Raw genomic sequence first — 22,825 nt, forward strand, 5'->3', positions numbered from 1 at the left:
CGTCTCGTGAACACTGATCCCACTGCGCTTGACCTGCCTATGGTCGACCCGCTTCCCGACGACACGCAGAAATATTTTGATATCTGCCAGGACAAATTGGGTATGATTCCCAATGTCCTGAAGGCCTATGCCTTTGACATTGAAAAGCTCAATACCTTCACGGCGATGTATAATGATCTGATGCTGGGCGACAGCGGATTGAGCAAGCTGGAGCGCGAGATGATCGCGGTGGTGGTGAGTTCCATAAACCGCTGCTGGTATTGCCAGGTTGCGCATGGCGCTGCGGTTCGGGCGTTGTCGGGCCAGCCGGAGCTGGGCGAGGCCATGGTCATGAACTGGCGCGCCGCTGATCTTGATGATCGTCAAACGGCGATGCTGGCATTTGCAGAGAAGATCACGAAAGCGTCTGCCGAGACCACGGAAGCGGATCGTCAGGCGTTGCGCGATGCGGGGTTCAGTGACCGGGATATCTGGGACATTGCGTCGGTGGTTGGGTTCTTCAACATGACCAACCGGGTGGCCAGCGCCACCGGCATGCAGCCCAATTCAGACTATCATGCGCAGGCGCGCTGAGGTTCTTATGTGGCGTGCCTTTGCTTCTTTGAGTTTGATGATTGTGCTGATGGGCGGGATCGCTCATGCTTTCGAACTTGAACTGCCGCCAAGCGCGAATTTGAACCGGGAAATCGATCAGCCTACAACAAGTTATCTGGTGCCAACCGGTCCTTTTGACGGCAAACGTATTCCGTCAGTGGAGGTTGAAGGTGTGGTGACGAAACAAGCCTGGCAATTCAGTGCACCTGGGCTGACTTCGCTTCAGATCATGCGACCTTTGCGGGATCAGATCATTGCAGCTGGCTATGAGGTGATCCTGGATTGCGCGGGACAGGAATGCGGCGGGTTTGACTTTCGCTATCAGATTGGCGTTTTACCTGCGCCTGACATGTTCGTTGACCTTTTCAACTACCGGTTTTTGGTGGGTGCGTCCGACATGGGTGAGCCAAATGCCAGTTATCTCATGCTTCTTGTCAGTCGGGTCGGGGCGGTTGGATATTTGCAGGTTACGCGCGTGTCGCAAACCGGCGACAGCGCCCCAAGTCTGAGTGTCTCGGCTGGAGCTGCTGCGGCCAGTTTACCCAATGCAGGTGAGAGTGAGGGGCTTGTTGCACGGCTGGAATCTCTTGGGCATGTGGTTTTGGCAGATCTTGAGTTTGACACCGGATCAGGCTCATTGGGTCCGGGCCCTTATGCGTCGCTGACAACGTTGGCAGAGTTTTTGACAAAGGACACCACCCGCCGCGTGGCGCTTGTTGGACATACAGATACGGTCGGTGGGCTGGCGCCTAACCGCGCGCTTTCAAAACGTCGAGCTGAGGCGGTGCGTGATCGGTTGGTGCAGGAGTATTCGGTGTCACCCGAGCAGCTAGAGGCCGATGGGGCAGCCTATCTTGCACCTGTGGCAAGCAACCTGACACCGGAGGGGCGCGAAGCCAATCGCCGCGTTGAAGCGGTGCTTTTGAACACGGAGTAGAGGACTTGTCGCAAGGATATGTCACAACGCCATTGGGCCATGTGCGCGTCACTTGCGAGAATGGGGCCGTGACGCGGGTGCGTTGGGGGCAGGTTCCGCCAAAGATTGATGATCAAGAACCAGACCCGGTATTGGCGGATGCATTGGCCCAGATTGAGGCCTACTTTGCAGGGGAATTGACTGCGTTCACCGTGCCGGTTGAGGTGGTTGGCTCTGCGTTTCAAAAGCAGGTTTGCAACGCCATGCAGGGCATTCCTTTTGGTGAAACCCGCACCTACGGCGATCTGGCCAAGCTGTGCGAGGCCCCGGCGCAGGCTATCGGTGCGGCCTGTGGGGGCAATCCGATTCCGATTATCATTCCCTGTCACAGGGTGTTGGGTGCCAACAACCTGGGTGGATTTTCAGGCTCCGGCGGAATCGAAGATAAGGTGTGGCTGTTGCGCCATGAGGGTGCGGCAGGTCTTTTGATCTAGCCGCGTTTACGCTCGGGGATGATCTGTTGTGCGATGCCCGCGAGTGTGAGGTAGACGCTGGTCACAATCAGCCCCCAATGTGCCCAGCTTTCAGGGTGAAAGTCGACCCAGGCGGCCCATCCGGCAAAAAAGGTCCAGGCCAGCGCCATGGGTAGGGTGAGAGTCCGCCAGCGGGCGGTGCGTACCGGGTGCACGAATTTGAACGGGATGAACATGGCGATGGCCAAGAGCGCCACGAGCGTGAGGGACACCCAGAAGTTCGGTTCAATCGCGAAGAGCACAAGCACCAGCATGTTCCAGCACCCGGGAAAGCCGGAGAAAGAATTGTCTTTTGTTTTCATGCGTGTATCTGCAAAATACATAGCGCTGGCAAAAGTGATGACAATTATGGCGAACCATCCCGTCCATCCGGGCAAGAGGCCTGATTTGAATAGCGCAAAGGCGGGGATAAAGACGTAGGTCAGGTAGTCGATGATCAGATCAAGCAGAACACCATCGAACTGTGGCGCATTGCTCTTTACATGGTATTTCCGCGCCAGCGGGCCGTCGATGCCGTCCACCAGAAAAGCGACGACAAGCCAGAGAAACATCAGGCTCCACTTTTCGTCAACAGCGGCCAGCATGGCCAGCATGGCGAACACGGCACCTGTAGCTGTCAGCAGGTGCACACCAAGTGCTTTGAGTTGGGTCGTCATGTGACTGTCATGGGCCATCGTGGCAAGCGATGCAAATGCAAAACCGCGCCGTGGCGACCGGCGCGGTTCAATGTTGTCTTAATGTCTGTTCAGCTCATTGGCTGACGCGGTATTCTTCGACCGGGTAGGCCAATGCATCCTGGCTTTCCCAAGCGATATGGCAGTCATGGCAAAAGCTCTGTTTGACTTTCATCGGTTTGCCATTGGGCTGAATTCCCCCATAGAGCCAGCCTTTGGTATCGGGTGCTTCATCAAGGCCAACTTTGGTCATTAGAAAGAGTGGACCAGGCCGAGCTTTTTGCTTCTTGATAGAGATAGAAATACTTTCTTTTGCCAGAACCGAACCCACCGGCATTTCAACGCCTTCGTCCTCGAATTTGAGATATTGCTCGGCGGCGACATCATTGGCGTATGTGAAAAGCACCCGCTTGCCGTGCGCACCGGCAACAGCGCCGAGTGTCTGCGTTGGTGTCCAGTTGCGGTACTCAGCTGCGATTGCGTCGCCCTGAGAGGCATAGCCTTCAGCCATTTGTGCGCCGAGGCATTCGTAGAGTGCGGTAACATGATCATCTGTAAGGTCAAAAGAGTCTTCGACGGTGATGGCGGCGCAGTCTTCAGCGCTGGCGGCGCCGGCAAAAGACATGAATGCTGCGGCGATAGCTAGCTTGCGGATCATTGGGGAGCTCCTTCAATTCCTGCCTTATTGGCAATAAATCCTCGCGCACCCTGTCACACACTGCGTTCCATGAGCCAATCAGAACTCCTCACGTTTGCTTGAGGTTTGTGACCATACAAACGCCACTCAGAAACCAGCCGCCGTTCTCACTTCGCTCTGGGATGGGTCTTGGCATAAACCTCCATCAATCGGGACGTATCCACCGCCGTATAGGCTTGCGTCGTGGAAAGTGAAGCATGGCCCAGAAGTTCCTGAATGGCGCGCAGGTCGCCGCCTGCGTTGAGCAGATGCGTGGCAAAGCTGTGGCGCATGGCATGGGGTGTTGCGGTTGACGGCAATCCCAGCTGCATGCGCACACGCGCCATGGTCTGTTGCAAAGTGCGTGGGTTCAGCGGCCCGCCTCGGGCACCGCGAAAAATCGGCTGCTCGGGCTCCATGGGGTAGGGGCAGGCAGCGACGTAACGCTCGACCGCCTCGCGTGCGGGCGCGATGACGGGCACAACACGTTCTTTACCGCCTTTGCCTTTGATGCGCAGCGCCTCTCCCAGCGGTAGGTCAGACCCCAGAAGGCCAAGCGCCTCGGAGATGCGCAAACCGCAGCCATAGAGCAGGGTGACAACTGCCTCGTCGCGCTTTCCGATCCAAGGTTGCGTGGTTTGAAACGACAGTGTGTCGATCACATCCTGCGCCGCACCGGGGCTGAGTGGGCGCGGCAGTTTGCGCTGATATTTGGGAGACCGGGCCGAAAGCACGGCAGTTGGTTCAATTCCTTCACGCTCGCTGAGCCAGCGGAAAAAGCTTTTGACCGCCGAGAGTTTGCGCGCCAGCGAACGCGGACCCACGTCGTCCCCTCGAGTAAACGCCATCCAGGCGCGCATGTCTGTGACGCTGATACGCTCCAACGCCCGCAAACCTTGGGTTTCGCCCTTGTGTTCTGTGATAAACGTCAGAAAGTCACTTACATCGCGGCCATAGGCATCCAGTGTGGTTTGCGGCGCACCGCGCAACGATTTTTGAAAGGCCAGCCAATCCTGCAGCGCGTCGCGGGCTGCGGGCGAAGTCATGACAGCCAGCGGCGCATCGCTCTTTCAAAGATACCTGCGAAGAAGGACAAAAGATCGGTGCCTTGTTGCGGGTTGAACTGATGCGGATCCTCTGCGCCCATGACCAGAAGGCCGGGCAGACGATTTTCGCCGAAATCCAGAAGCAGGCAGGCCTCTGAACGCATGAATTCCGCCTCTGGGCCGTAGACCCGCGGGTCGCCACGCTGAATTTGGCGCAAGGTGACCTGCCGGACGGGGTGGCCCTGTTCCACAGCAAGATATTGCTCGATGAAACCGGGGGTCTCGACCGAGAGAACATCGCCAAGTCGCTTGACCGCCGGGTCATCATCATTTTGGACAGACTCCAGCACCAGCTTGATGCAATCGACCCGCAGAATCGTGGCCACATCGCCGCCGAGATCCTTCAGGAAGTTTTCAAACTCAACCGGATCCAGCATACGCAGAATGGCGCGATGCACCTGATTGGTGCCTGCGAGATTTTCATATGCTGCGGCGATCACGCTGCGATGGGTGTCTTCCAACCGCTCCAGCCGCGCCTCAAGCCGGTCCATGGCGATGCCGCGCAGATCGACAATGTTGTTGCCCATTGCCCGCTCATTCGCAGCGATGAGTGCACGCATAAGGTCTTGATCTTCAAGAATTACATTCGGCTGCGCGATGATCTTCTCGCGCAGAACTTCGGTCATTTCAGGCTGACTGCTCACGTTACGCCCCATTTTTTTGTTGTGCTCTCTTTAGCAGAGCGGGACCCCGTGACGCTAGTTTTATCTGTCGAGGTTTTTACCTGTTGCGGGTTTGCACGATTTGTTGTGAGCAAGGTTTGGTTTTGCCCGCTATTCACGCCTCTTTCCGCAAATGTTGGCGCATGGTGCCCGTGTTGCTTTCTAAATTCACGATGCATATCGTCTACTTACTTGGTCAGATTGGAAACAACATGAACAAATTGCAGGCCACGTCGGCATCCATCCAAGACAAACCGGTGCGTTGGGGTGTCAACGCTCAGACAGGTGTTTTGACCGATGTACTGCTTGGTAAGCCGGATCATTTTCGCTGGGTTGCTCTGAACTCGATCTCCGCAGTGACCTTGGCGAATATGGAGGAAATGGGCCATCGCTTTGACAAGCAAAAAGCCATGAAGCAACACCGGCAAATGGTGGAGATCTATGCGCGCAATGGTGTGAATGTACATTTTGCGGAAGCCGACGCGGGGCTTCCATCTTCTGTTTTCACCCGTGACTCGAGCTTCATGACGCCCTGGGGTGCGGTCATCACATCTATCCAGACGCCTCCGCGTCGCCGGGATTATGCGGTCGCCAGCGAGTTTTACCACAAAGCAGGTATCCCAATTTGGAAATGGGTAACGGCCGGGCATTTTGAGGGTGGGGATTTTTGCATTTTGAAACCAGGTGTCGCCCTGCTGGGCTGGTCAGGGGATCGATCGACGAAGGAAGGTGCCGAGCAAGTCGCAGGCTGGCTTCGTGAACAGGATTGGGAGGTTTTGGTCGCGCCTATTCCACCACAGTTTGTGCATGTGGACGCGGTCGTTGTAATGCTCGAAAGAGGGTTGGCTTTGGTGTGCGAAGATGCGCTGCAACCCTACACGCTTGACTATATCAAAGAGACGCACGGCATTGAGACCATCCCGGTTGCCTACTCAGATTGTGTAAAGCTGGGTGGCAATTTGGTTAGCCTTGGTAACAAGCGTGTCTTGTCAATGAGCCACAATGTGAATGTCAACAAACAGCTGGAAGATCGCGGCTTTCACGTTGACGCGGTTGAGTACGACATGTTTGCGTTAGGTGGCGGCGGGGTTCACTGCTCATGTCATGAGCTTTACCGAGAGCCCGATTGACGCAGAAAGCAAATTTGCCGGTGCACGCCTGCAGTGTTCGCGCACCGAACGCTCCCTAATCAATCACTCGGTCCGTCAAACGATCTTGATATTCGCGCTGGCCGCATCTTTCAAAAACGCATCCAAACCTTTATCCGTCAGCGGGTGCAGCGCCATTTTCTTGATCACATCGGGGGGGCGGTCATCACATCCGCACCAATCAGGGCGGATTGGGTGGCGTGGTTCACGGTGCGGATGGAGGCGGCGAGGATTTGGGTTTCATACCCGTAATTGTCATAGATCGTGCGGATGTCGGCGATGAGGTCCATGCCGTCGAGGTTGATGTCGTCGAGCCGTCCGATGAAGGGGCTGATGAAGGTGGCTCCGGCTTTCGCGGCCAGAAGCGCCTGATTGGCCGAGAAACACAGCGTCACATTGACCATGTTGCCTTCGTTCGTCAGCACATTGCACGCCTTCAGCCCATCCCAGGTGAGCGGCACCTTGACGGCGATGTTGTCGGCGATCTTGGCCAGTTTGCGCCCCTCTGCGATCATTGCGTCAGCCTCGGTGGCCACCACTTCGGCACTTACAGGGCCATCGACCATGTCGGCGATCTCTTTGGTGACTTCGAGAATATCGCGCCCGGATTTCATGATCAGTGAGGGGTTTGTGGTCACCCCATCGACCATGCCCAGCTCATTGAGTTCGGCAATGGCATCGACTTCGGCGGTATCTACGAAAAATTTCATCTCAAGCGGCCCTTTTGGTGCGGGTTGGGGTTTTTCTCTTTTGGCTTTACCTCATAGAGTGGACGCCCGAAACCCCCTGTCCTGGACGTGATCCGGGACCTCCTAGCCAAGGGCCTCCTGTGACGTCTCCTTCGCCCAGCTTTTTTGATACCGGCGCGCTTGTCTCTGTTCTGACGACGCAGCCTTTGGGACGTCCGCTTGATTACAAAGCGCCTGAAGGTGGCTGTCATCTGGGCAGCTTTGTCGAGGTGCCGCTTGGGCCGCGCAAGGTTTTGGGCGTGGTCTGGGGCACCGGGCAGGGGGACTATGATCTTTCGAAAGTGCGCTCGGTGATCCGTGTGTTGGATGTGGCACCCATGCGGGAAGACATGCAGAGCTTTCTCAAACGCGCGGCGGATTATACGCTGACGCCTTTGCCTGCGATGTTGCGGCTGGCCACGCGCGCACCGGGTCTCAGCAACCCGCCCTCGATGCAAAAAGTGTATAGGCTGGGAGACCGCGCGCCGGAGCGCGAGACCAAGGCGCGTAGAAAGGCGTTGGAGGCGCTGCGCGAATACGGAGGCTTGGCGTTTACGCTCAAGGAGTTGAGCGATCTGGCCGGTGTAACGTCTTCTGTCGTGAAGGGCCTTGTGAAACAGGGGGCTGTCCTGGAGGAAGACACGCCGCGTGATGCGCCTTATCCGCCGTTGGATCCGGATCGCGGAAGCGCTGCGCTGACGCCTGATCAGACTGCCGCGGCACAGGCTTTGATCTCGGGTGTGTGCGGCGCGCGTTTTCAGGCAACGTTGTTACGGGGTGTGACCGGATCGGGAAAAACAGAAGTCTATCTGGAAGCCGTGGCCGAGACCTTGCGCTGCAAACGGCAGGCATTGGTTATGTTGCCAGAGATTGCCCTTACGGCGGAGTTTATTGACCGGGTCGAGGCGCGGTTTGGTGTGCGGCCCGCCGAATGGCATTCGGGCGTGACCATGACCGAACGCCGCCGCATCTGGAAGATGGTGGGGCAAGGGCAGTGCCAGATGGTTGTCGGTGCGCGCTCGGCGCTATTTCTGCCGTTTCAAGATCTTGGCCTCATTGTTGTCGATGAAGAGCATGATACGTCCTACAAGCAGGAAGACGGGGTGCTCTACAATGCGCGTGACATGGCTGTGCTGCGCGGAAGCCTATGTGATGCGCAGGTGGTGCTGGCCTCGGCCACGCCCAGCCTCGAGAGCTGGTCCAATGCCGAGGCGGGGAAATACACGCGGCTTGATCTTGATACGCGGTTTGGTGAGGCGGTCATGCCCGAGCTCGGCGCGATTGATATGCGCACGGAACGCCTACCCGCCAGCCGGTGGATTTCACCTACATTGCAAAAGGCGGTCGAAGCACGGGTACAGGCGGGCGAACAGGCGCTTTTGTTTTTGAACAGAAGGGGTTACGCGCCGGTCACGATCTGTCGAGCCTGCGGTCATCAGGTGGGCTGCGATCATTGCGATGCGCGGATGGTGGAGCATCGCTTTCTCAAACGGTTGATGTGCCACCAATGTGGAGAGACCAAGCCGATGCCGTCCGTGTGCCCCTCCTGCGAGGCCGAAGATCGGCTGGCGGCTGTGGGGCCGGGTGTGGAACGATTGACCGAAGAAACGCAGGCGCTCTTTCCCGAGGCGCGGGTGGTAACGCTCAGTTCGGATATGTTCGGCTCGGCGCGGGCGCTCAAAGCGCAGATTGCCGAGATTGCCGAAGGTGGGGCAGATATTATCGTTGGAACTCAGCTGGTTGCGAAGGGTCATAACTTTCCCAACCTCACGCTTGTTGGCGTGATCGATGCCGATCTGGGCTTGCAGGGCTCTGATTTGCGCGCGGCGGAGCGGACGTTTCAGCTGATGCGGCAGGTGGCCGGGCGTGCAGGGCGCGCGGAAAAGCCCGGTCAGGCGCTGTTGCAGACGTTCCAGCCAGAGCATCCGGTGATCCGGGCGATCCTGTCGGGAGATGAAGAGGGGTTCTGGCGCGCCGAGGCGGCAGAGCGCAATCAGGCAGGCGTGCCGCCCTTTGGGCGTATGGCGGGGATTATCCTGTCTTCGACCGATATGCAGGAAGCCTTTGATATCGGCAATTTGCTCGCGCGCAATGACGGCGCCATTCGCGCAGCAGGGGGGCAGGTTTTTGGCCCGGCGCCCGCACCCATTGCACGGGTGCGAGGACGGCACCGCGTGCGGCTTTTGGTCAAAGCGCCCAAAGGGGCGGCGTTACAGCCCGCGCTGGCGAAATGGGTGGCGCCGGTCAAGGGATCAGCCCAGTTCCGGCTGGCCGTGGATATTGATCCACAGAGTTTTTATTGAAGTGGGGTGGGGTGTTTTGCGGAGAATGTGTTCAACGCCCCCAAGGCGCGAACTCAAGGGGCAAAGCCCTGCCGCGCCAGCGCCGGACCGACCCGATGGGCCGGCGCTTTGTTCACGTAAGCGCGTGGCATGTATGAAGGATGTGCTTGGCTGGCATAAACCGCCGAGGCTCGGATGGAGGCTGCGCCGTCCCCCGGTCCGGCGCTGTCGCGGCTTGGTGTAAATTCACTTCGACCTCGACGCGTACATAGGACAGCTTTGCCAATGACTTTTGCGATTTTCGCACACCTGCTCTGCGTCCTGACCCATGGTCAAAACCGGGCAATGGGCGTAAGGCTGTCTCATGAGCACCACCTTTCCCCTTGATGATGCGCACCTGTTGCCGAAATGGCGGCGGCCTGTTGTGTTGCTCTTTCTCATGGCGGCGGCGATGCCTTTGGCGTTTTCCACCTGGATGGCGCTCATCAACAACTTTGTCATTGAGGCCGCGGATTTTGACGGTTCGGACATCGGCTGGCTGCATACGGTGCGCGAAATCCCGGGGTTCTTCGCCATTGGTGTGATTGCCATCATCATATTTATGCGCGAGCAGACGCTGGCACTGATCTCTTTGGTTCTCTTGGGTGTGGCCACGGCCATTACCGCGTGGTTTCCGACCATGGGCGGGATCCTGACGATCACGATGCTCAGCTCGATCGGCTTTCATTACTACGAGACGGTGAACCAGTCGCTTCAGCTTCAATGGCTGCCCAAACACCGTGCGCCGCAGATGCTGGGCTGGCTGGTCTCGGCGGGGTCTGCTGCGACGCTGGTGGCCTATGTGCTGATTGTCATGACCTGGGAGACGCTCGATCTGAGCTATAACACTGTCTATATCCTGGCCGGAGGGGCGACTGTTCTGATCGCGCTTTATTGCATGGTGGCTTTCCCGCAGTTTGAGGCGCCCAATCCGCAGGTAAAGAAGATGATCCTGCGCCGCCGGTATTGGCTTTATTATGCGCTGCAATTCATGTCGGGTGCGCGGCGGCAGATCTTCATTGTCTTTGCCGGGTTCATGATGGTCGAAAAGTTTGGCTTTGAGGTGCATGAGGTCACAGCGCTTTACATGATCAACCTTGTGGCCAACATGATCTTTGCGCCCCTCATGGGCCGGGCGGTGCATGTCTTTGGCGAGCGCGCGACGCTGCTGTTTGAATATGCCGGTCTGGCGCTGGTCTTTTTGCTCTATGGCGGGCTTTACTTCTTTGGCTGGGGCGTTTTGCTGGCGATGGTGCTCTACGTGGTGGACCATTTGCTCTTTGCTCTGGCACTGGCGCTGAAGACCTATTTTCAGAAAATTGCCGATCCCGGAGATATCGCGCCCACAGCCGCCGTGGCCTTTACCATCAACCACATCGCGGCGGTGTTTCTGCCTGCGGCATTGGGATACTTGTGGCTGGTCTCACCGGCGGCTGTCTTTGTGCTAGCGGCGTGCATGGCATCCGTGTCGTTTCTTCTGGCATTGCTTATTCCCCGCCATCCTGAACCGGGGTATGAGACGATCCTGATGCGCCGCGCTCCGGCGGTGGCAGAGTAAGTCCTTCAGACGGGTTCATCAGACATGCCGACATTCACCGCCCTCACCACGCTTGCCGGAAAAGACAAAGCCGAAGCTCTTGGTGCGGCGATGGAAGCACTGACGCCGGAACCGACGGGGGTTGGCGTCTTTGAACTTGAGGACGGCTCAGGCCTTTGGGAAGTGGGCGGATATTTCCAGGGCGCGCCTGATGCCGCAGGGCTTGCGCTTTTGGCGGCTTTGCATGGTGCGAAGGATTTTGTTGTCTCCGAGCTGCCCGAGGTGGATTGGGTGGCCAAGGTCAAGCGAGAGCTGACACCGGTCGAGGCCGGGCGGTTCTTTGTATACGGTAGCCATGACGCAGATAAAGTGCCCGAAGGGTGTGAACCTCTCTTGATTGAGGCCTCCATGGCCTTTGGCACTGGCCATCATGGGACCACGCAGGGGTGCCTGCAATTGCTGGAGACTGCGATTGTTGGAGGTGCTCAGCCGACAAGCGTTTTGGATCTAGGGTGCGGCACAGCCGTACTGGCGATGGCGGCGGCGCGAGTGTGGCCGCAAGCGCGCGTGCTGGCCAGTGACATTGATGCTGTGGCCGTCGAGGTGGCCGAGGCGAATGTGACCGCGAACGGGCTTGCAGGTCATGTCTTATGTGTGGAGGCCGAGGGACTGGACCATGAAGACATCCTCAAGGCCGCTCCGTTTGATCTGATTTTCGCAAATATCCTCAAAGGACCGCTGATTGGTCTCTGCGACAGAATCACTCAGGCACTTTCACCACAGGGAAATGTGATTCTTTCCGGTATCCTGAATGAGCAACGGCAAGAGATCGCCGATGTTTATACCGCCTACGGAAACAGTGTTGTTGAGACCCTAGTGATTGGTGACTGGTCGTCACTAATGCTCCGCAAAAGTGTCTGAAAAACAAAGAAAAAACAGCGCAAATAAGGCAGGCGCCCCATTTCTGCCACAATTCGTACCTAGCGTCAGGTCAGGGTTTAAGGACGAATATAAGGACGTTGTTATGACGGCTGACGGTTTTACAAGTTTCGACGAGCGCTTGCGGAAGATTGACCGCAAGAAGGCACGTATGGCTGGCGGGTACTCCGCGCGTGTTACACGTGAAGGTCTCATTGTTTTTCGCCCCAAGCGCCGCCGCACCGGGTTTTCGGTTCGTGGGCTGGCCTTCTTGGTGGTAGGTTTCTTCCTGTTCAAAGGAATGATCATGGCCCATCTGGGCACCACAGTTTACGATCAGCGCGTTGATGCGCTGAACCAAGGCACGATCATGGAACAAGCCGGTGCATTTGCAATGCAAAGCGATCCAATCACTTTGGAAATTGCCAAGCAGCTACACGTTTTGTTCAACTAAAGGAGTTCAGGGGTCCCTCCAGCGCGACAGCGTCGCCCCTTGAAGTCAAAGAAAAGCCCTGCACGTTGGTCCGCGTGCAGGGCTTCTTTTATCTGGAAAGCATGTGCCAGGGCAAACATGCTTAAAAGAAAGGGCTTAACCGGCGATCGTATCGATCTCTGCGCGGCTAATACCGATATCCTCCAACTCGCGATCTGACAAGCGCGCGAGCGCGCTGCGTGTGATCCGAGCGTCATTCCACGCATTGAATTGCGCGATGATGTTTTGAACCGTACGGCTAAGGGCATTGCCTTTGCCGCCGGCCACGGTGGTTGTGTCGATGACAGCCATTGTTATGGTCCTTTTGTTGAGACGCATGATGCGTTGTGATCACGGCGAGATAGTCTTGGACATGCGCGCCAACAAGGGGTGTTTTTTGCATAGTCAATATGCAGCTATTGCATAGGTGGATTCTGCGTAAACTTATGTAAAATCGTAATCTTTTTATATTTAACGAAAACCAGAAAGCTGTTTTTCGGCACGGCTTTCATAGCGGTTTTGTCAGGGCCACTTGCCAGGCTGTGTGTATTACTTCTTGGTCTTTGTTCCCGTTTCGTGCTAACGCAGTGAAAACAACAAGAACGGGCAGACATATGCGGGTCATTGGCATTGATCCCGGGTTGCGAAATCTGGGCTGGGGCGTGATCGACACAGAGGGCAGCCGGATCAGCCACGTGGCCAATGGCGTGTGTAAGACGCTGAACGTTAGTTTATCCGAGCGTCTTTTGTCTTTGCATGAACAACTCAGCGCGATTTTTTCGGCTTACGCACCGCAAACAGCTGCTGTGGAGCAGACATTTGTGAACAAGGATGGGGCGGGCACGCTCAAACTGGGTCAGGCGCGGGGCATTGCCATGCTGGTGCCAGCGCAGTTTGGCCTAACGGTTGGAGAATACGCGCCCAACACGGTGAAAAAGACCGTTGTAGGCGTGGGTCATGCCGCCAAAGATCAGGTGGCACATATGGTGCGGGTTCAGTTGCCGGGTGCTGATCTGGCGGGGCCTGATGCTGCAGATGCGCTGGCGATTGCGATTTGCCATGCGCATCATGGGGCGTCTCCGGTTCTCACAATGAGGCAACGCGCATGATCGGGCGGCTGGCCGGAAGGATAGATTATCGTGCTGCCGATCACGTGCTGATTGATGTGGGTGGGGTGGGATATCTCGTGTATTGCTCAGACCGGACATTGGCGGCGTTGCCCGGCATTGGGGAGCATGCAGCGGTTTACACAGACCTTCTGGTGCGCGAAGACCTGTTGCAACTTTTTGGCTTTACCACATTGGCCGAGAAAGAGTGGCACCGGCTTTTGATGAGTGTACAGGGCGTGGGGGCGAAGGCGTCTATGGCCATTCTTGGCACTCTGGGACCTGAAGGCGTAGGCCGCGCCATCGCGCTGGGCGATGCGGGGTCCATCAAGGCGGCCAAGGGGATTGGCCCCAAGACGGCGCAACGCGTGGTGCATGAGCTAAAAGACAAGGCCCCAGAGGTGATGGCGATGGGCGCAACACATGCGGTAAGTGCTGGCCCCACGCCTGAAGCGGATACGGATGCGGTGATTGAAGCCGAGATTGCGCCATCCGTCACCGCCCCTGCTGGCAATCCTGCTGCGCAAGCCGAGGCGCTCTCGGCCTTGACCAACCTTGGATATGCACCGGGGGACGCAGCGGCCGCGGTCGCGCAGGCGGCTGGTAACGGCGAGAGCGAAACACCGGCGCTTATCCGGGCGGCGTTGAAGCTTTTGGCGCCGAAGTCATGAAAGAAGTGACGTTCATCAGACCCCACGGTCTTCTTCGCGTCGAAAGCCCGACAGGGTTTGAGGAGCGCTGGATATGAGTGACCCTGACCCAACCTTGCGCCCTGATCCCTTGCCAGAGGATACCGACCGCGCTTTGCGACCCCAGATGCTGTCTGATTTTATCGGGCAACAAGAGGCGCGGGCCAATCTGAGCGTGTTCATCCAATCCGCCCGGCAACGCGGTGAGGCGATGGATCACACGCTCTTTCATGGTCCACCGGGTTTGGGCAAGACGACGCTCGCGCAGATCATGGCGCGTGAGCTGGGCGTGGGGTTTCGCATGACCTCGGGGCCGGTTCTGGCCAAGGCGGGGGATCTGGCGGCCATTCTGACCAATCTTGAGCGAAATGATGTGCTCTTTATTGATGAAATTCACAGGCTGAACCCGGCCGTGGAAGAGGTGCTGTATCCTGCATTGGAGGATTTCGAGCTTGATCTGGTGATCGGCGAAGGGCCTGCGGCACGGACAGTGCGGATTGAATTGCAGCCCTTCACGCTGGTGGGGGCCACGACGCGGTTGGGGCTTTTGACCACGCCTTTGCGGGATCGGTTCGGCATTCCAACCCGGCTGCAGTTTTATTCTGAGGATGAGCTGCATCAGATCGTAACGCGCAACGCGATGCGCATGGGCACGCCAGCAGATGAGGAAGGCGCGCGCGAGATTGCGCGCCGCTCGCGCGGCACGCCGCGCATTGCCGGACGGCTGTTGCGCCGGGTGGCTGATTTCGCCGTGGTGGAAAGCGACGGGCAGATCACACAGGCACTGGCCGATAATGCGCTCACTCGGCTGGGCGTGGATGGTCTGGGGCTTGACGGCGCGGATCGGCGGTATCTGCGTCTTATTGCCGAAGGGTATCAGGGCGGGCCAGTGGGGATTGAAACCTTGAGCGCGGCCCTTTCTGAAAGCCGTGATGCGCTCGAAGAGGTGATTGAGCCGTTTTTGTTGCAGCAGGCGCTGATACAGCGCACGCCGCGGGGGAGGATGTTGGCGCCTTTGGGTTGGCGGCATTTGGGGATGGACGCGCCCAAAGCCCCAGGGCAGAGCGATTTGTTTGGCAAGTGATGCCTTCGGCGAGGATATTTTTGGCAAGAAGAAAAGCCTTGTGCTCTTGCACCTCTGACAAGCTCTGATACCTGCAGGATATGGCTGACCTGATATCACATGAAGGCGTTGAGGCGCTGTTTACCCGTGCTGATGGCACTTACCTCTTTGCACGTTGGGGACGGCCTTTGGTGCCGGTGGTGTTCGGCACGGATGACAGCACGCTTGAAATCGTGAAGGGCGCGGTTGAGGCGGTTGTGCTCATGGCCGGGCACAACATGGCTGAGACGGACCCTGAGCTGGGCGTCAACTTGATGTTCTTTTTCTTCCGAGAGTGGGATGAGCTGACCGAGGTGCCTGATCTGGATCGGATGGTGCCAGACTTGGGGCCGTTGGTGGAGCGTCTGAAGGCGGCTGAGGCCAATCAATATCGGATTTTCCGCTTTGATGAGGCGGGCGCGATCAAGGCCAGTTTTGTGTTTCTGCGTATGGATGAGGAGCTTAGCAAGGTTCCCGCAGACACTTTGGCTTTGGCGCAGGTGGTGCAGACCATTGTGCTTTGGTCAGACACCGCATTTGTAGGGCGATCTCCTCTGGCGCAGGCGCCGGAGGGCAAGGTGATCCTGCGGCCCGATATCGGGGCTGTCATCCGGGCCAGTTATGATCCGGTCATGCCAGTGGTGGCGCAAGACCCAAGTCACGCGCTCAGACTGGCGGCGCGGGTTAAACAGGTCTAGGGTCGTGTCATGACACACACCTTCCCGATCCGCGTCTACTATGAAGATACCGACATGGCGGGCATTGTGTATTATGCCAATTACCTCAGGTACATAGAGCGCGCGCGCAGTGACTGGGTGCGGGAAATGGGGATTGATCAGAACGCCATGCGCGAAGAGGATGGTGTGGTCTTTGCAGTGCGTCGGGTCGAGGCGGATTACCATCTGCCTGCCAAGTTTGACGATGAGCTGGAGGTGCGCACAACGGTTGCTTCGGTGAGTGGCGCGCGGCTGATCATGGACCAAACGGTGTTTCGTGCGGATGAACTGCTTTTTGCCGCACAGGTCACCATTGCCTGCCTGACGGAAACAGGGCAACCCGTGCGTTTACCGGCAAATATTCGCCAGATCGTGCATTAAACTGTGCCCGATTGTCGCCAGGGTGCGGATGTTATTGGCTTTCCCCTTTAAAATCGGCTAGCGTGCCGCTCAATAAAGCACGGCACAAATAAGCCGATAAAAAAGAGCAGGCGGATGGAAGCAGAAACCCTGGCATTGGCACAGGAGATGGATTTCTCACTGTGGGCGCTATTTGCACGCGCAACTTTAATCGTAAAACTGGTGATGTTGATGCTGATCATAGCTTCGTTCTGGGCATGGTCGATCATCATCCAGAAATTGATCGTGTACCGCAAGGCGCGGGTGGAAGCGGATGTATTTGATCGCCGCTTCTGGTCCGGGGATCCTTTGGATGAGCTGTTTGACGAGATCGGCTCGGACCCGGCGGGGCAATCCGAGCGCGTCTTTGCGGCGGGCATGATGGAATGGCGGCGAAGCCATCGAAATGACGGTGGGCTGATTGCCGGAGCCACGGCGCGGATTGACCGGTCGATGGATGTGGCGATTGCCAAGGAAAGCAAGAACCTGCAGAGCGGGCTTACCATTCTGGCCTCGATTGGGTCGGTGACACCGTTCATCGGGCTTTTCGGCACGGTCTGGGGCATCATGAATGCCTTTATTGAGATTGCCGAGCAGCAGAACACCAACCTTGCCGTTGTGGCTCCGGGCATTGCCGAGGCGCTTTTGGCAACAGGTCTGGGCCTTCTCGCCGCGATCCCGGCGGTGATTTTCTACAACAAGCTCAGCGCGGATTGCGATGGTATTGTGGCCAGCTACGAGGCGTTTGCCGATGAGTTCGCAACGATCCTGAGCCGTCAGTTGGACAGCTGATATGGGCGCAGGTGTTGTTCAGAAATCAGGTGACTCCGGACGCAGGCGGCGCGGACGCGGGCGTTCTCGTCCTATGTCAGAGATCAACGTCACGCCCTTTGTGGACGTGATGTTGGTGCTTTTGATCATCTTCATGGTGGCCGCACCCTTGATGACGGTGGGCGTCCCTGTGGAACTGCCGGAAACGGCGGCCAACCCGCTGCCTGGCGAAGAAGAAGAGCCGCTGACCGTGACCGTGACAGCCGAAGGTGTGGTGATGATCCAGACCACAGAAGTCGCGCGCGGCGATCTTGTGAGCCGGTTGCAGGGCATTGCGGCCGAGCGTGACAGCACGCGGGTCTACCTGCGTGCGGATGGGTCGGTATCCTATGCGCAAGTGATGGAAGTCATGGGTGCGCTCAATCGTGGTGGGTTCAACAATATCGGTCTGGTGACAGAGGCCGGCGGCCCGACGCTTGATGAGCAAGACGGGTAACAGTCGATGAACACCGGTCAGGTCATATCCGGTGTGGCCCATACAGGGCTGGTCGCCTTTGCCATTTTTGGCGGGGCCTTTCAGGCCGAACCGTTGCCGTTTCGTGTAACCGAAGTGACTGCCATTTCAGCCGAAGAATACGCGGCACTTGTAGCTCCAGAGGCGTCGCCCGAAGCGGTGGCCAATGTGGACACACCCGAGCCGCCGCAGGAAGGCGAGTCAGCGCCGGAAGTGAATTCAGAGGCAGACGATACGCCGGAATTGGAAGCGCCGGAGGTGGCTGAGACGCCGCCGCCTGATCCTGTGCCGGAAGTGACAGAACCTGAGCCAGCTCCCGAGGCAGAGGTCAGTGACGAGCCACCTGTGCTTGATCCGCCGGACGAAGAAGTGGCGGTTCTTGTGCCAGAACAAGCAGAAGAGGCGCAGGCTGAGGATGCACCACGTGTGGCCCCCGAGCCTGTAGCGCAGCCGGAACCGGATGTGGCGATTGATGAGGTTGAGCGCGAAGAGGTGCAGCCAGATGCTCTGGCCGAGGAGGTGGCGCCTGACGAGGAGGCCACTGCGCCTGAGGAGGCGACGACCGAGATTGTGACGGAGGCGGATCAAGAAGCTGCGGCGGCGCCAACGCGGTCGTTGCGCCCGCAGACGCGGCCTGATCGGCCTGAACCGGCGGCGGAACCGGAAGAGGCAACCGAAGAGCCTGCGCAAACCGAGACGGCGCAGACCGAAGACGAGCCTGACACGAGCGCGGCGGTCAATGATGCTTTGGCCGAGGCCTTGGGTACCAATGAAGGTGCGGCGGATACGGCACCGCAAGGTCCACCGCTGACAGCGGGTGAGAAAGACGCGCTGCGTGTGTCGGTGCAGCGGTGTTGGAATGTCGGGTCGCTTAGCACAGATGCGTTGCAAACCACGGTGGTCGTGTCCGTCAACATGAGTGAAGATGCGCGGCCCGTGAGCAGTTCCATCCGAATGCTCAGCAGTTCGGGCGGTAGCACTGCGTCGGCAGAACAGGCCTTTCAGGCAGCCCGCCGCGCGATTTTGCGCTGTGGTGCAAGCGGATTTGACTTACCGGCTGACAAGTATGCCAGTTGGCGAGAAATTGAGATGACATTCAATCCGGAGAGAATGAGGATCAAATGATGAAATATGTACTGACCCTCCTTTCGGCCTTTCTGTTAGGGTTCGCCACCCCGGTTGCGGCGCAGGAGCGAGAAGGCCCGCTTCGGATCGAGATCACCGAAGGTGTGATTGAGCCTTTGCCCTACGCTGTTCCCGTATTCGTGGCCGACAATGCCGCAGCGGCGCAACACGCGCAGAACATCACGCAGGTGATTGCTGCTGATCTGAGTGGCACAGGGCTTTTCCGGGAAATTCCGGCTTCGGCGCATATCGGGCGGATCACCAATTTTGCAAGCCCTATTCAGTTCCCTGATTGGAAGGCCATCAATGCGCAGGCCCTGATTGTTGGTGGCGTTTCGGTGGATGGGGCAGGGCGGTTGACTGTGCGCTTCCGGCTTTATGACGTGTTTGCCGGCCAAGAGATCGGCCAGGGACTGCAATTGCAGGGCACTGTCGATGGGTGGCGGCGCATGGCGCATAAGGTGGCGGATCAAGTCTACTCGCGACTGACGGGCGAAGACGCCTATTTCGACAGTCGAGTTGTTTTCGTTGCGGAAAGTGGCCCAAAGGACAACCGTCAGAAGCAGTTGGCGATCATGGATTATGACGGGGCCAACTTGAACTATCTCACTGATGCGAGTTCCATTGTGCTTGCGCCGAGATTTTCGCCTGGAGACGATCAGGTTCTTTACACAAGCTATGAGAGTGGTTTTCCCAAGATTTATGTTCTGGACGTCGCCAGTGCCGGCCGGCGTGTGCTTGAGACGCAGCAAGGCACAATGAGCTTTGCGCCGCGTTTTGCACCTGATGGACGCACGGTGGTCTTTAGCCTTACATCGGGTGGCAATACAGACCTTTACACCATGGATATCGGAAGTGGTCGCACATCGCGCCTGACTTCCGCGCCATCTATTGAAACCGCGCCCAGCTTTAGCCCGGATGGAAGTCGCATCGTGTTTGAATCCGACCGCTCGGGCCTGCCACAGCTTTACGTCATGCCTGCCAGTGGGGGTGAGGCGCAACGCATCAGCTTTGGACAGGGGCGCTATGGCACGCCTGTGTGGTCGCCGCGTGGGGATCTTGTGGCCTTCACCAAGCAATCCAAAGGGCGGTTCCATATCGGTGTCATGCGCACAGATGGGAGTGAAGAACGGCTTTTGACGGCGTCGTTTCTTGATGAGGGGCCAACCTGGGCTCCGAACGGGCGGGTGATCATGTTCACCCGTGAATCGCAAGGCGCACAAGGGCAGGCGCGGCTTTACTCGGTGGATATCACAGGGCGCAATCTGCGTCAGGTGCCGCTGGATATCGGTGCCTCCGACCCGTCGTGGTCGGGCTTGCAGAAGTGAAGTGCATGCGATGTTTGCATATGATAAACTAAACAAAGAGCAGATGAAAAATGAGTGGGGCAATCCTATGAATATCTTGAGTAAAACGACAATTCTTGCCGCTGTGCTGGCCCTCGGGGCCTGTTCTTCAGCGGATCGCTTTGGCAATAGCGACGCGGTTGATCTAAACAACAGTGGTGTTGCAGGTGGCGCCCTGGCGGGATCGCCGCAGGACCCAACTTCAGCCGCCTATTTCCAGCAAACCGTTGGAGATAGGGTTCTTTTTGCCGTAGATCAGTCTACGTTGACACCGCAAGGCATGGCGACGCTGGATGGACAGGCGCAATGGTTGAGCACCAACGTGGAATACTCTGCCGTCATCGAGGGTCACGCCGATGAGCAAGGTACGCGGGAATACAACCTCGCGCTCGGTGCACGCCGGGCCAATGCGGTTTTGGAATATTTGACCGCCAAAGGGGTTGCGACAAACCGCATGAAAGTGATCAGCTATGGTAAGGAACGGCCGCTGGAAATCTGTAGTGAAGAAAGCTGTTATGCTAAAAACCGCCGAGCGGTTACCGTCATTTCGGTTGTGCCAACCAGCTAGGACAAAGAGTTAACGGGACTCAACATGCGTTGGATTTGTAAACTGGTCGTCGTTGCCATGCTCGGGATGCCGAGCGTGGCGCTGGCGCAAGACGGTGGTGAAACTCTTGCCGATATCCGGCAAGAGCTTGCTGTTATGTATGTTGAATTGCAGAAGCTTAAGCGTGAGCTGAGCACAACGGGTGCCTCTGGGCAGCTCACAGTAGGTGGTTCGGTAATCGACCGGGTCAATGCCATGGAAGCTGAGTTGCAGCGTCTGACATCCAAGGCAGAGCAGCTTGAGTTTCGGATCGACCGGGTGGTCACTGATGGCACCAACAGGGTGGGCGATCTTGAGTTTCGGGTTTGCGAGCTTGAGCCAGGATGCGACATTGGCACTTTGGAAGTCGGCGATACTTTGGGCGGCATCGCGCCGTCAACAGGGGCTACGGCAACGGGCACAGACACGGCGTCAACCACGATTACAACTGGCGAGATTTCGGGGTCGACTGATACAGGCACCACCGGTGGTGTAGAGCTTGCGGTGGGAGAACAGGCGGATTTCGATACAGCCATGGCCAGTTTTGAAGCTGGCAATATGGCTGAAGCCGCGCGGCAATTCGCGCTCTTTCAGGAAAACTACCCTGGAAGCCCGCTTGGTGGCGAAGCTGGCCTGAAGAGGGGTGAGGCGCTTGAGCAATCTGGTGAGATGACTCAGGCGGCGCGTGCCTATCTCGATACCTTCAGCGCCGAACCCAACGGAACCAAGGCTCCGGATGCTCTGTTCCGGCTGGGACGCGCCCTGGCGCAGTTGGGGCAAACCAACGAGGCCTGTGTGACCCTTTCCGAAGTGGGCGTCAGGTTTCCGCAATCCCCGGCCGCCGCCGAGGCACAGGCTGAAATTCAAAACATGAGCTGCGGGTGAGTGATCCGTTTTCCATCCTTCTGGATCGGGCGACCTCGCTGTTTTTCCCTCCCGGCCGGATAAGCTCGGCGTTGCCGTCTCGGGCGGAAGTGACTCGCTTGCGCTGTTGATGCTTCTCGTCAAATGGGCAGATCAGGGTGGCCCGCCTGTGCACGCGGTGACTGTGGACCACAATCTGCGGGCTGAGTCAGCGCGAGAAGCGAAGTTTGTGAAAGACGTGTGCGCACGGATCGGTGTTCCTCATGACACGCTTGTGTGGGACGGGCGACGCAGCACAGGTAACCTTCCCGACGCGGCCCGACGGGCGCGCTATAGCCTGATGGCCGACTGGGCGGAAGAGCGCGGTATCCCTAAAGTCGCGGTGGCTCATACGCAAAATGATCAAGCCGAGACGTTCCTGATGCGCCTCTCGCGCGAGGCCGGCGTCGATGGGCTGGCGGCCATGTCAAAAACCTGGCGCCATGGGCTGACAGAATTTTGCCGACCCGTTTTAGGGATCGAGCGGGTCGAGTTGCGCGGTTATCTCAATGCAATTGCTCAAGACTGGATTGATGATCCCACCAATGAAGATGAGATCTATGAGCGGACACGGGCGCGCAATGCTATTGATGCCCTGTCAGACCTCGGTCTGTCGACAAGATCATTGGCCACGGTTGCTCAGCATATGTCCGATGTGCGTGGCACGCTCTATTGGTACGTGTTTTTGACGGCCCGGGAGCATGCGCAGATCGACAGGGGAGATATCATTTTTCCGCGCAAGCAGTTTCGGACATTGCAACGCGATATTTCGAGCCGGCTTTTGCAGAAAATTCTGAAATGGATCAGTGGGGCAGTCTATGCACCGCGCGGGCGGTCTGTGGACTTCATGCTGGAGGCTATTCGCGGCGGAACTGGCATGACGCTGCATGGCTGCGAGATGACCTTGAGCGATGATGCCTTGCGGTTCACGCGCGAAGCACGGGCGGTTGAAGGGCACAGGTTGCCCGCTGGCGAACTCTGGGATGGTCGGTGGCAACTTAATGGTCCGTGGCCCGAAGGTGTAGAGATCGCTATGCTCGGAGAAGAAGGCCTTGCAGAGTGCCCAAATTGGCGTCACTCGGGCTTGCCTGCAACTTCGCTCAAGGCGAGTCCCGCTGTCTGGCGGGACGGGCATTTGGTCGCGGCACCCCTGGCCGGTCTGGGAAATGGCTGGACAGCCAAGCTATTGCGCGATCAAGACCACTTCTTTGCCGCGCTTTTGGCGCATTGAACATCTAGTCAGGATGTCTATTTATTGCACTACCCGCCTGTGATAGCTGTAG

At 57.7% G+C, this 22,825-nt stretch carries 24 protein-coding genes and 2 pseudogenes; 20 read left to right on the forward strand and 6 right to left on the reverse strand.

Features of this window, described 5'->3' with window-relative positions:
* The first annotated feature begins 6 nt into the window (after positions 1–6).
* The 3 genes from RZS32_RS12105 to RZS32_RS12115 are packed head-to-tail and all read left to right on the forward strand — an operon-like array spanning position 7 to position 2,004.
* Complete coding sequence (locus tag RZS32_RS12105; protein WP_317057234.1) at positions 7–573, forward strand: peroxidase-related enzyme; 567 nt, start codon at positions 7–9, stop codon at positions 571–573.
* A 49-nt stretch (positions 574–622) separates the two neighbouring features.
* Positions 623–1,531 (forward strand): OmpA family protein, encoded by a 909-nt coding sequence (locus tag RZS32_RS12110; protein WP_339106646.1) that lies wholly within the window; start codon positions 623–625, stop codon positions 1,529–1,531.
* Between the two features lie 5 nt (positions 1,532–1,536).
* Positions 1,537–2,004: a methylated-DNA--[protein]-cysteine S-methyltransferase gene (locus RZS32_RS12115; protein WP_339106647.1), complete on the forward strand. Its 468-nt coding sequence runs from the start codon at positions 1,537–1,539 to the stop codon at positions 2,002–2,004.
* Here RZS32_RS12115 and RZS32_RS12120 read toward each other — a convergent pair.
* The 4 genes from RZS32_RS12120 to RZS32_RS12135 all read right to left on the reverse strand — a co-directional run bounded on the left by RZS32_RS12120 (position 2,001) and on the right by RZS32_RS12135 (position 5,125).
* A complete protein-coding gene (locus RZS32_RS12120) occupies positions 2,001–2,699 on the reverse strand; it encodes a CDP-alcohol phosphatidyltransferase family protein (RefSeq protein WP_317057236.1) in 699 nt (232 codons plus the stop codon). The two genes, RZS32_RS12115 and RZS32_RS12120, sit on opposite strands and share 4 nt — an antisense overlap.
* A gap of 94 nt (positions 2,700–2,793) precedes the next feature.
* Positions 2,794–3,375 (reverse strand): cytochrome P460 family protein, encoded by a 582-nt coding sequence (locus tag RZS32_RS12125; protein WP_317057237.1) that lies wholly within the window; start codon positions 3,373–3,375, stop codon positions 2,794–2,796.
* Positions 3,376–3,521: 146 nt separating this feature from the next.
* Complete coding sequence (locus RZS32_RS12130) at positions 3,522–4,439, reverse strand: tyrosine recombinase XerC (RefSeq protein WP_317057238.1); 918 nt, start codon at positions 4,437–4,439, stop codon at positions 3,522–3,524.
* Complete coding sequence (locus RZS32_RS12135) at positions 4,436–5,125, reverse strand: DUF484 family protein (RefSeq protein ID WP_422395967.1); 690 nt, start codon at positions 5,123–5,125, stop codon at positions 4,436–4,438. The genes RZS32_RS12130 and RZS32_RS12135 overlap by 4 nt, the downstream gene beginning before the upstream one ends.
* A gap of 248 nt (positions 5,126–5,373) precedes the next feature.
* Here RZS32_RS12135 and RZS32_RS12140 point away from each other — a divergent pair, with 248 nt between their 5' ends.
* Positions 5,374–6,291, forward strand: coding sequence for a dimethylarginine dimethylaminohydrolase family protein (locus RZS32_RS12140; protein ID WP_317057239.1), 918 nt, complete (start codon positions 5,374–5,376; stop codon positions 6,289–6,291).
* A gap of 75 nt (positions 6,292–6,366) precedes the next feature.
* Here the strand turns inward: RZS32_RS12140 and fsa are convergent.
* Positions 6,367–7,019, reverse strand: a pseudogene (gene fsa, locus RZS32_RS12145) (fructose-6-phosphate aldolase).
* A gap of 119 nt (positions 7,020–7,138) precedes the next feature.
* Between fsa and RZS32_RS12150 the strand changes: the two are divergent.
* From RZS32_RS12150 to RZS32_RS12165, 4 genes are all read left to right on the forward strand, one after another.
* Positions 7,139–9,340, forward strand: coding sequence for a primosomal protein N' (locus tag RZS32_RS12150; RefSeq protein WP_317057240.1), 2,202 nt, complete (start codon positions 7,139–7,141; stop codon positions 9,338–9,340).
* Positions 9,341–9,683: 343 nt separating this feature from the next.
* A complete protein-coding gene (locus RZS32_RS12155) occupies positions 9,684–10,916 on the forward strand; it encodes an MFS transporter (protein ID WP_317057241.1) in 1,233 nt (410 codons plus the stop codon).
* A 24-nt stretch (positions 10,917–10,940) separates the two neighbouring features.
* A complete protein-coding gene (locus RZS32_RS12160; protein WP_317057242.1) occupies positions 10,941–11,816 on the forward strand; it encodes a 50S ribosomal protein L11 methyltransferase in 876 nt (291 codons plus the stop codon).
* Positions 11,817–11,919: 103 nt separating this feature from the next.
* The gene (locus RZS32_RS12165; RefSeq protein WP_317057243.1) at positions 11,920–12,267 is read left to right on the forward strand and encodes a hypothetical protein; all 348 of its coding nucleotides are present in this window, start codon (positions 11,920–11,922) and stop codon (positions 12,265–12,267) included.
* A gap of 135 nt (positions 12,268–12,402) precedes the next feature.
* Here RZS32_RS12165 and RZS32_RS12170 read toward each other — a convergent pair whose 3' ends face one another.
* Entirely contained in the window at positions 12,403–12,597 is a 195-nt protein-coding gene (locus RZS32_RS12170) for a DUF1127 domain-containing protein (RefSeq protein ID WP_317057244.1), read from the reverse strand.
* Positions 12,598–12,899: 302 nt separating this feature from the next.
* Between RZS32_RS12170 and ruvC the strand changes: the two genes are divergently transcribed.
* The 12 genes and pseudogenes from ruvC to tilS all read left to right on the forward strand — a co-directional run.
* Positions 12,900–13,394, forward strand: a complete 495-nt coding sequence (gene ruvC, locus RZS32_RS12175) for a crossover junction endodeoxyribonuclease RuvC (RefSeq protein WP_317057245.1) — start codon at positions 12,900–12,902, stop codon at positions 13,392–13,394.
* A complete protein-coding gene (gene ruvA / locus RZS32_RS12180; RefSeq protein WP_317057246.1) occupies positions 13,391–14,062 on the forward strand; it encodes a Holliday junction branch migration protein RuvA in 672 nt (223 codons plus the stop codon). Before ruvC ends, ruvA begins: the two co-directional genes overlap by 4 nt.
* 73 nt (positions 14,063–14,135) lie before the next feature.
* A complete protein-coding gene (ruvB, locus tag RZS32_RS12185; RefSeq protein ID WP_317057247.1) occupies positions 14,136–15,164 on the forward strand; it encodes a Holliday junction branch migration DNA helicase RuvB in 1,029 nt (342 codons plus the stop codon).
* An 80-nt stretch (positions 15,165–15,244) separates the two neighbouring features.
* Positions 15,245–15,880 (forward strand): hypothetical protein, encoded by a 636-nt coding sequence (locus tag RZS32_RS12190; RefSeq protein WP_317057248.1) that lies wholly within the window; start codon positions 15,245–15,247, stop codon positions 15,878–15,880.
* A 9-nt stretch (positions 15,881–15,889) separates the two neighbouring features.
* Positions 15,890–16,279, forward strand: a complete 390-nt coding sequence (ybgC, locus tag RZS32_RS12195) for a tol-pal system-associated acyl-CoA thioesterase (protein WP_317057249.1) — start codon at positions 15,890–15,892, stop codon at positions 16,277–16,279.
* Positions 16,280–16,393: 114 nt separating this feature from the next.
* Positions 16,394–17,089: a protein TolQ gene (gene tolQ / locus RZS32_RS12200; RefSeq protein WP_317057250.1), complete on the forward strand. Its 696-nt coding sequence runs from the start codon at positions 16,394–16,396 to the stop codon at positions 17,087–17,089.
* Between the two features lies 1 nt (position 17,090).
* Positions 17,091–17,564 (forward strand): protein TolR, encoded by a 474-nt coding sequence (gene tolR / locus RZS32_RS12205; RefSeq protein ID WP_317057251.1) that lies wholly within the window; start codon positions 17,091–17,093, stop codon positions 17,562–17,564.
* 6 nt (positions 17,565–17,570) lie between these two features.
* Positions 17,571–18,707, forward strand: a complete 1,137-nt coding sequence (locus RZS32_RS12210; RefSeq protein WP_317057252.1) for an energy transducer TonB — start codon at positions 17,571–17,573, stop codon at positions 18,705–18,707.
* A complete protein-coding gene (tolB, locus tag RZS32_RS12215) occupies positions 18,704–20,035 on the forward strand; it encodes a Tol-Pal system beta propeller repeat protein TolB (RefSeq protein WP_317057253.1) in 1,332 nt (443 codons plus the stop codon). Before RZS32_RS12210 ends, tolB begins: the two co-directional genes overlap by 4 nt.
* Before the next feature lie 67 nt (positions 20,036–20,102).
* Entirely contained in the window at positions 20,103–20,621 is a 519-nt protein-coding gene (gene pal / locus RZS32_RS12220) for a peptidoglycan-associated lipoprotein Pal (protein WP_317057906.1), read from the forward strand.
* Positions 20,622–20,645: 24 nt separating this feature from the next.
* Positions 20,646–21,524 (forward strand): tol-pal system protein YbgF, encoded by an 879-nt coding sequence (gene ybgF, locus RZS32_RS12225; protein ID WP_317057254.1) that lies wholly within the window; start codon positions 20,646–20,648, stop codon positions 21,522–21,524.
* Between the two features lie 73 nt (positions 21,525–21,597).
* Positions 21,598–22,773: pseudogene (gene tilS, locus RZS32_RS12230) on the forward strand (tRNA lysidine(34) synthetase TilS); the annotation flags it as partial.
* Positions 22,774–22,825 lie beyond the last annotated feature (52 nt).

It is taken from the genome of Roseovarius sp. W115, from assembly GCF_032842945.2.
Lineage (GTDB): Bacteria > Pseudomonadota > Alphaproteobacteria > Rhodobacterales > Rhodobacteraceae > Roseovarius > Roseovarius rhodophyticola.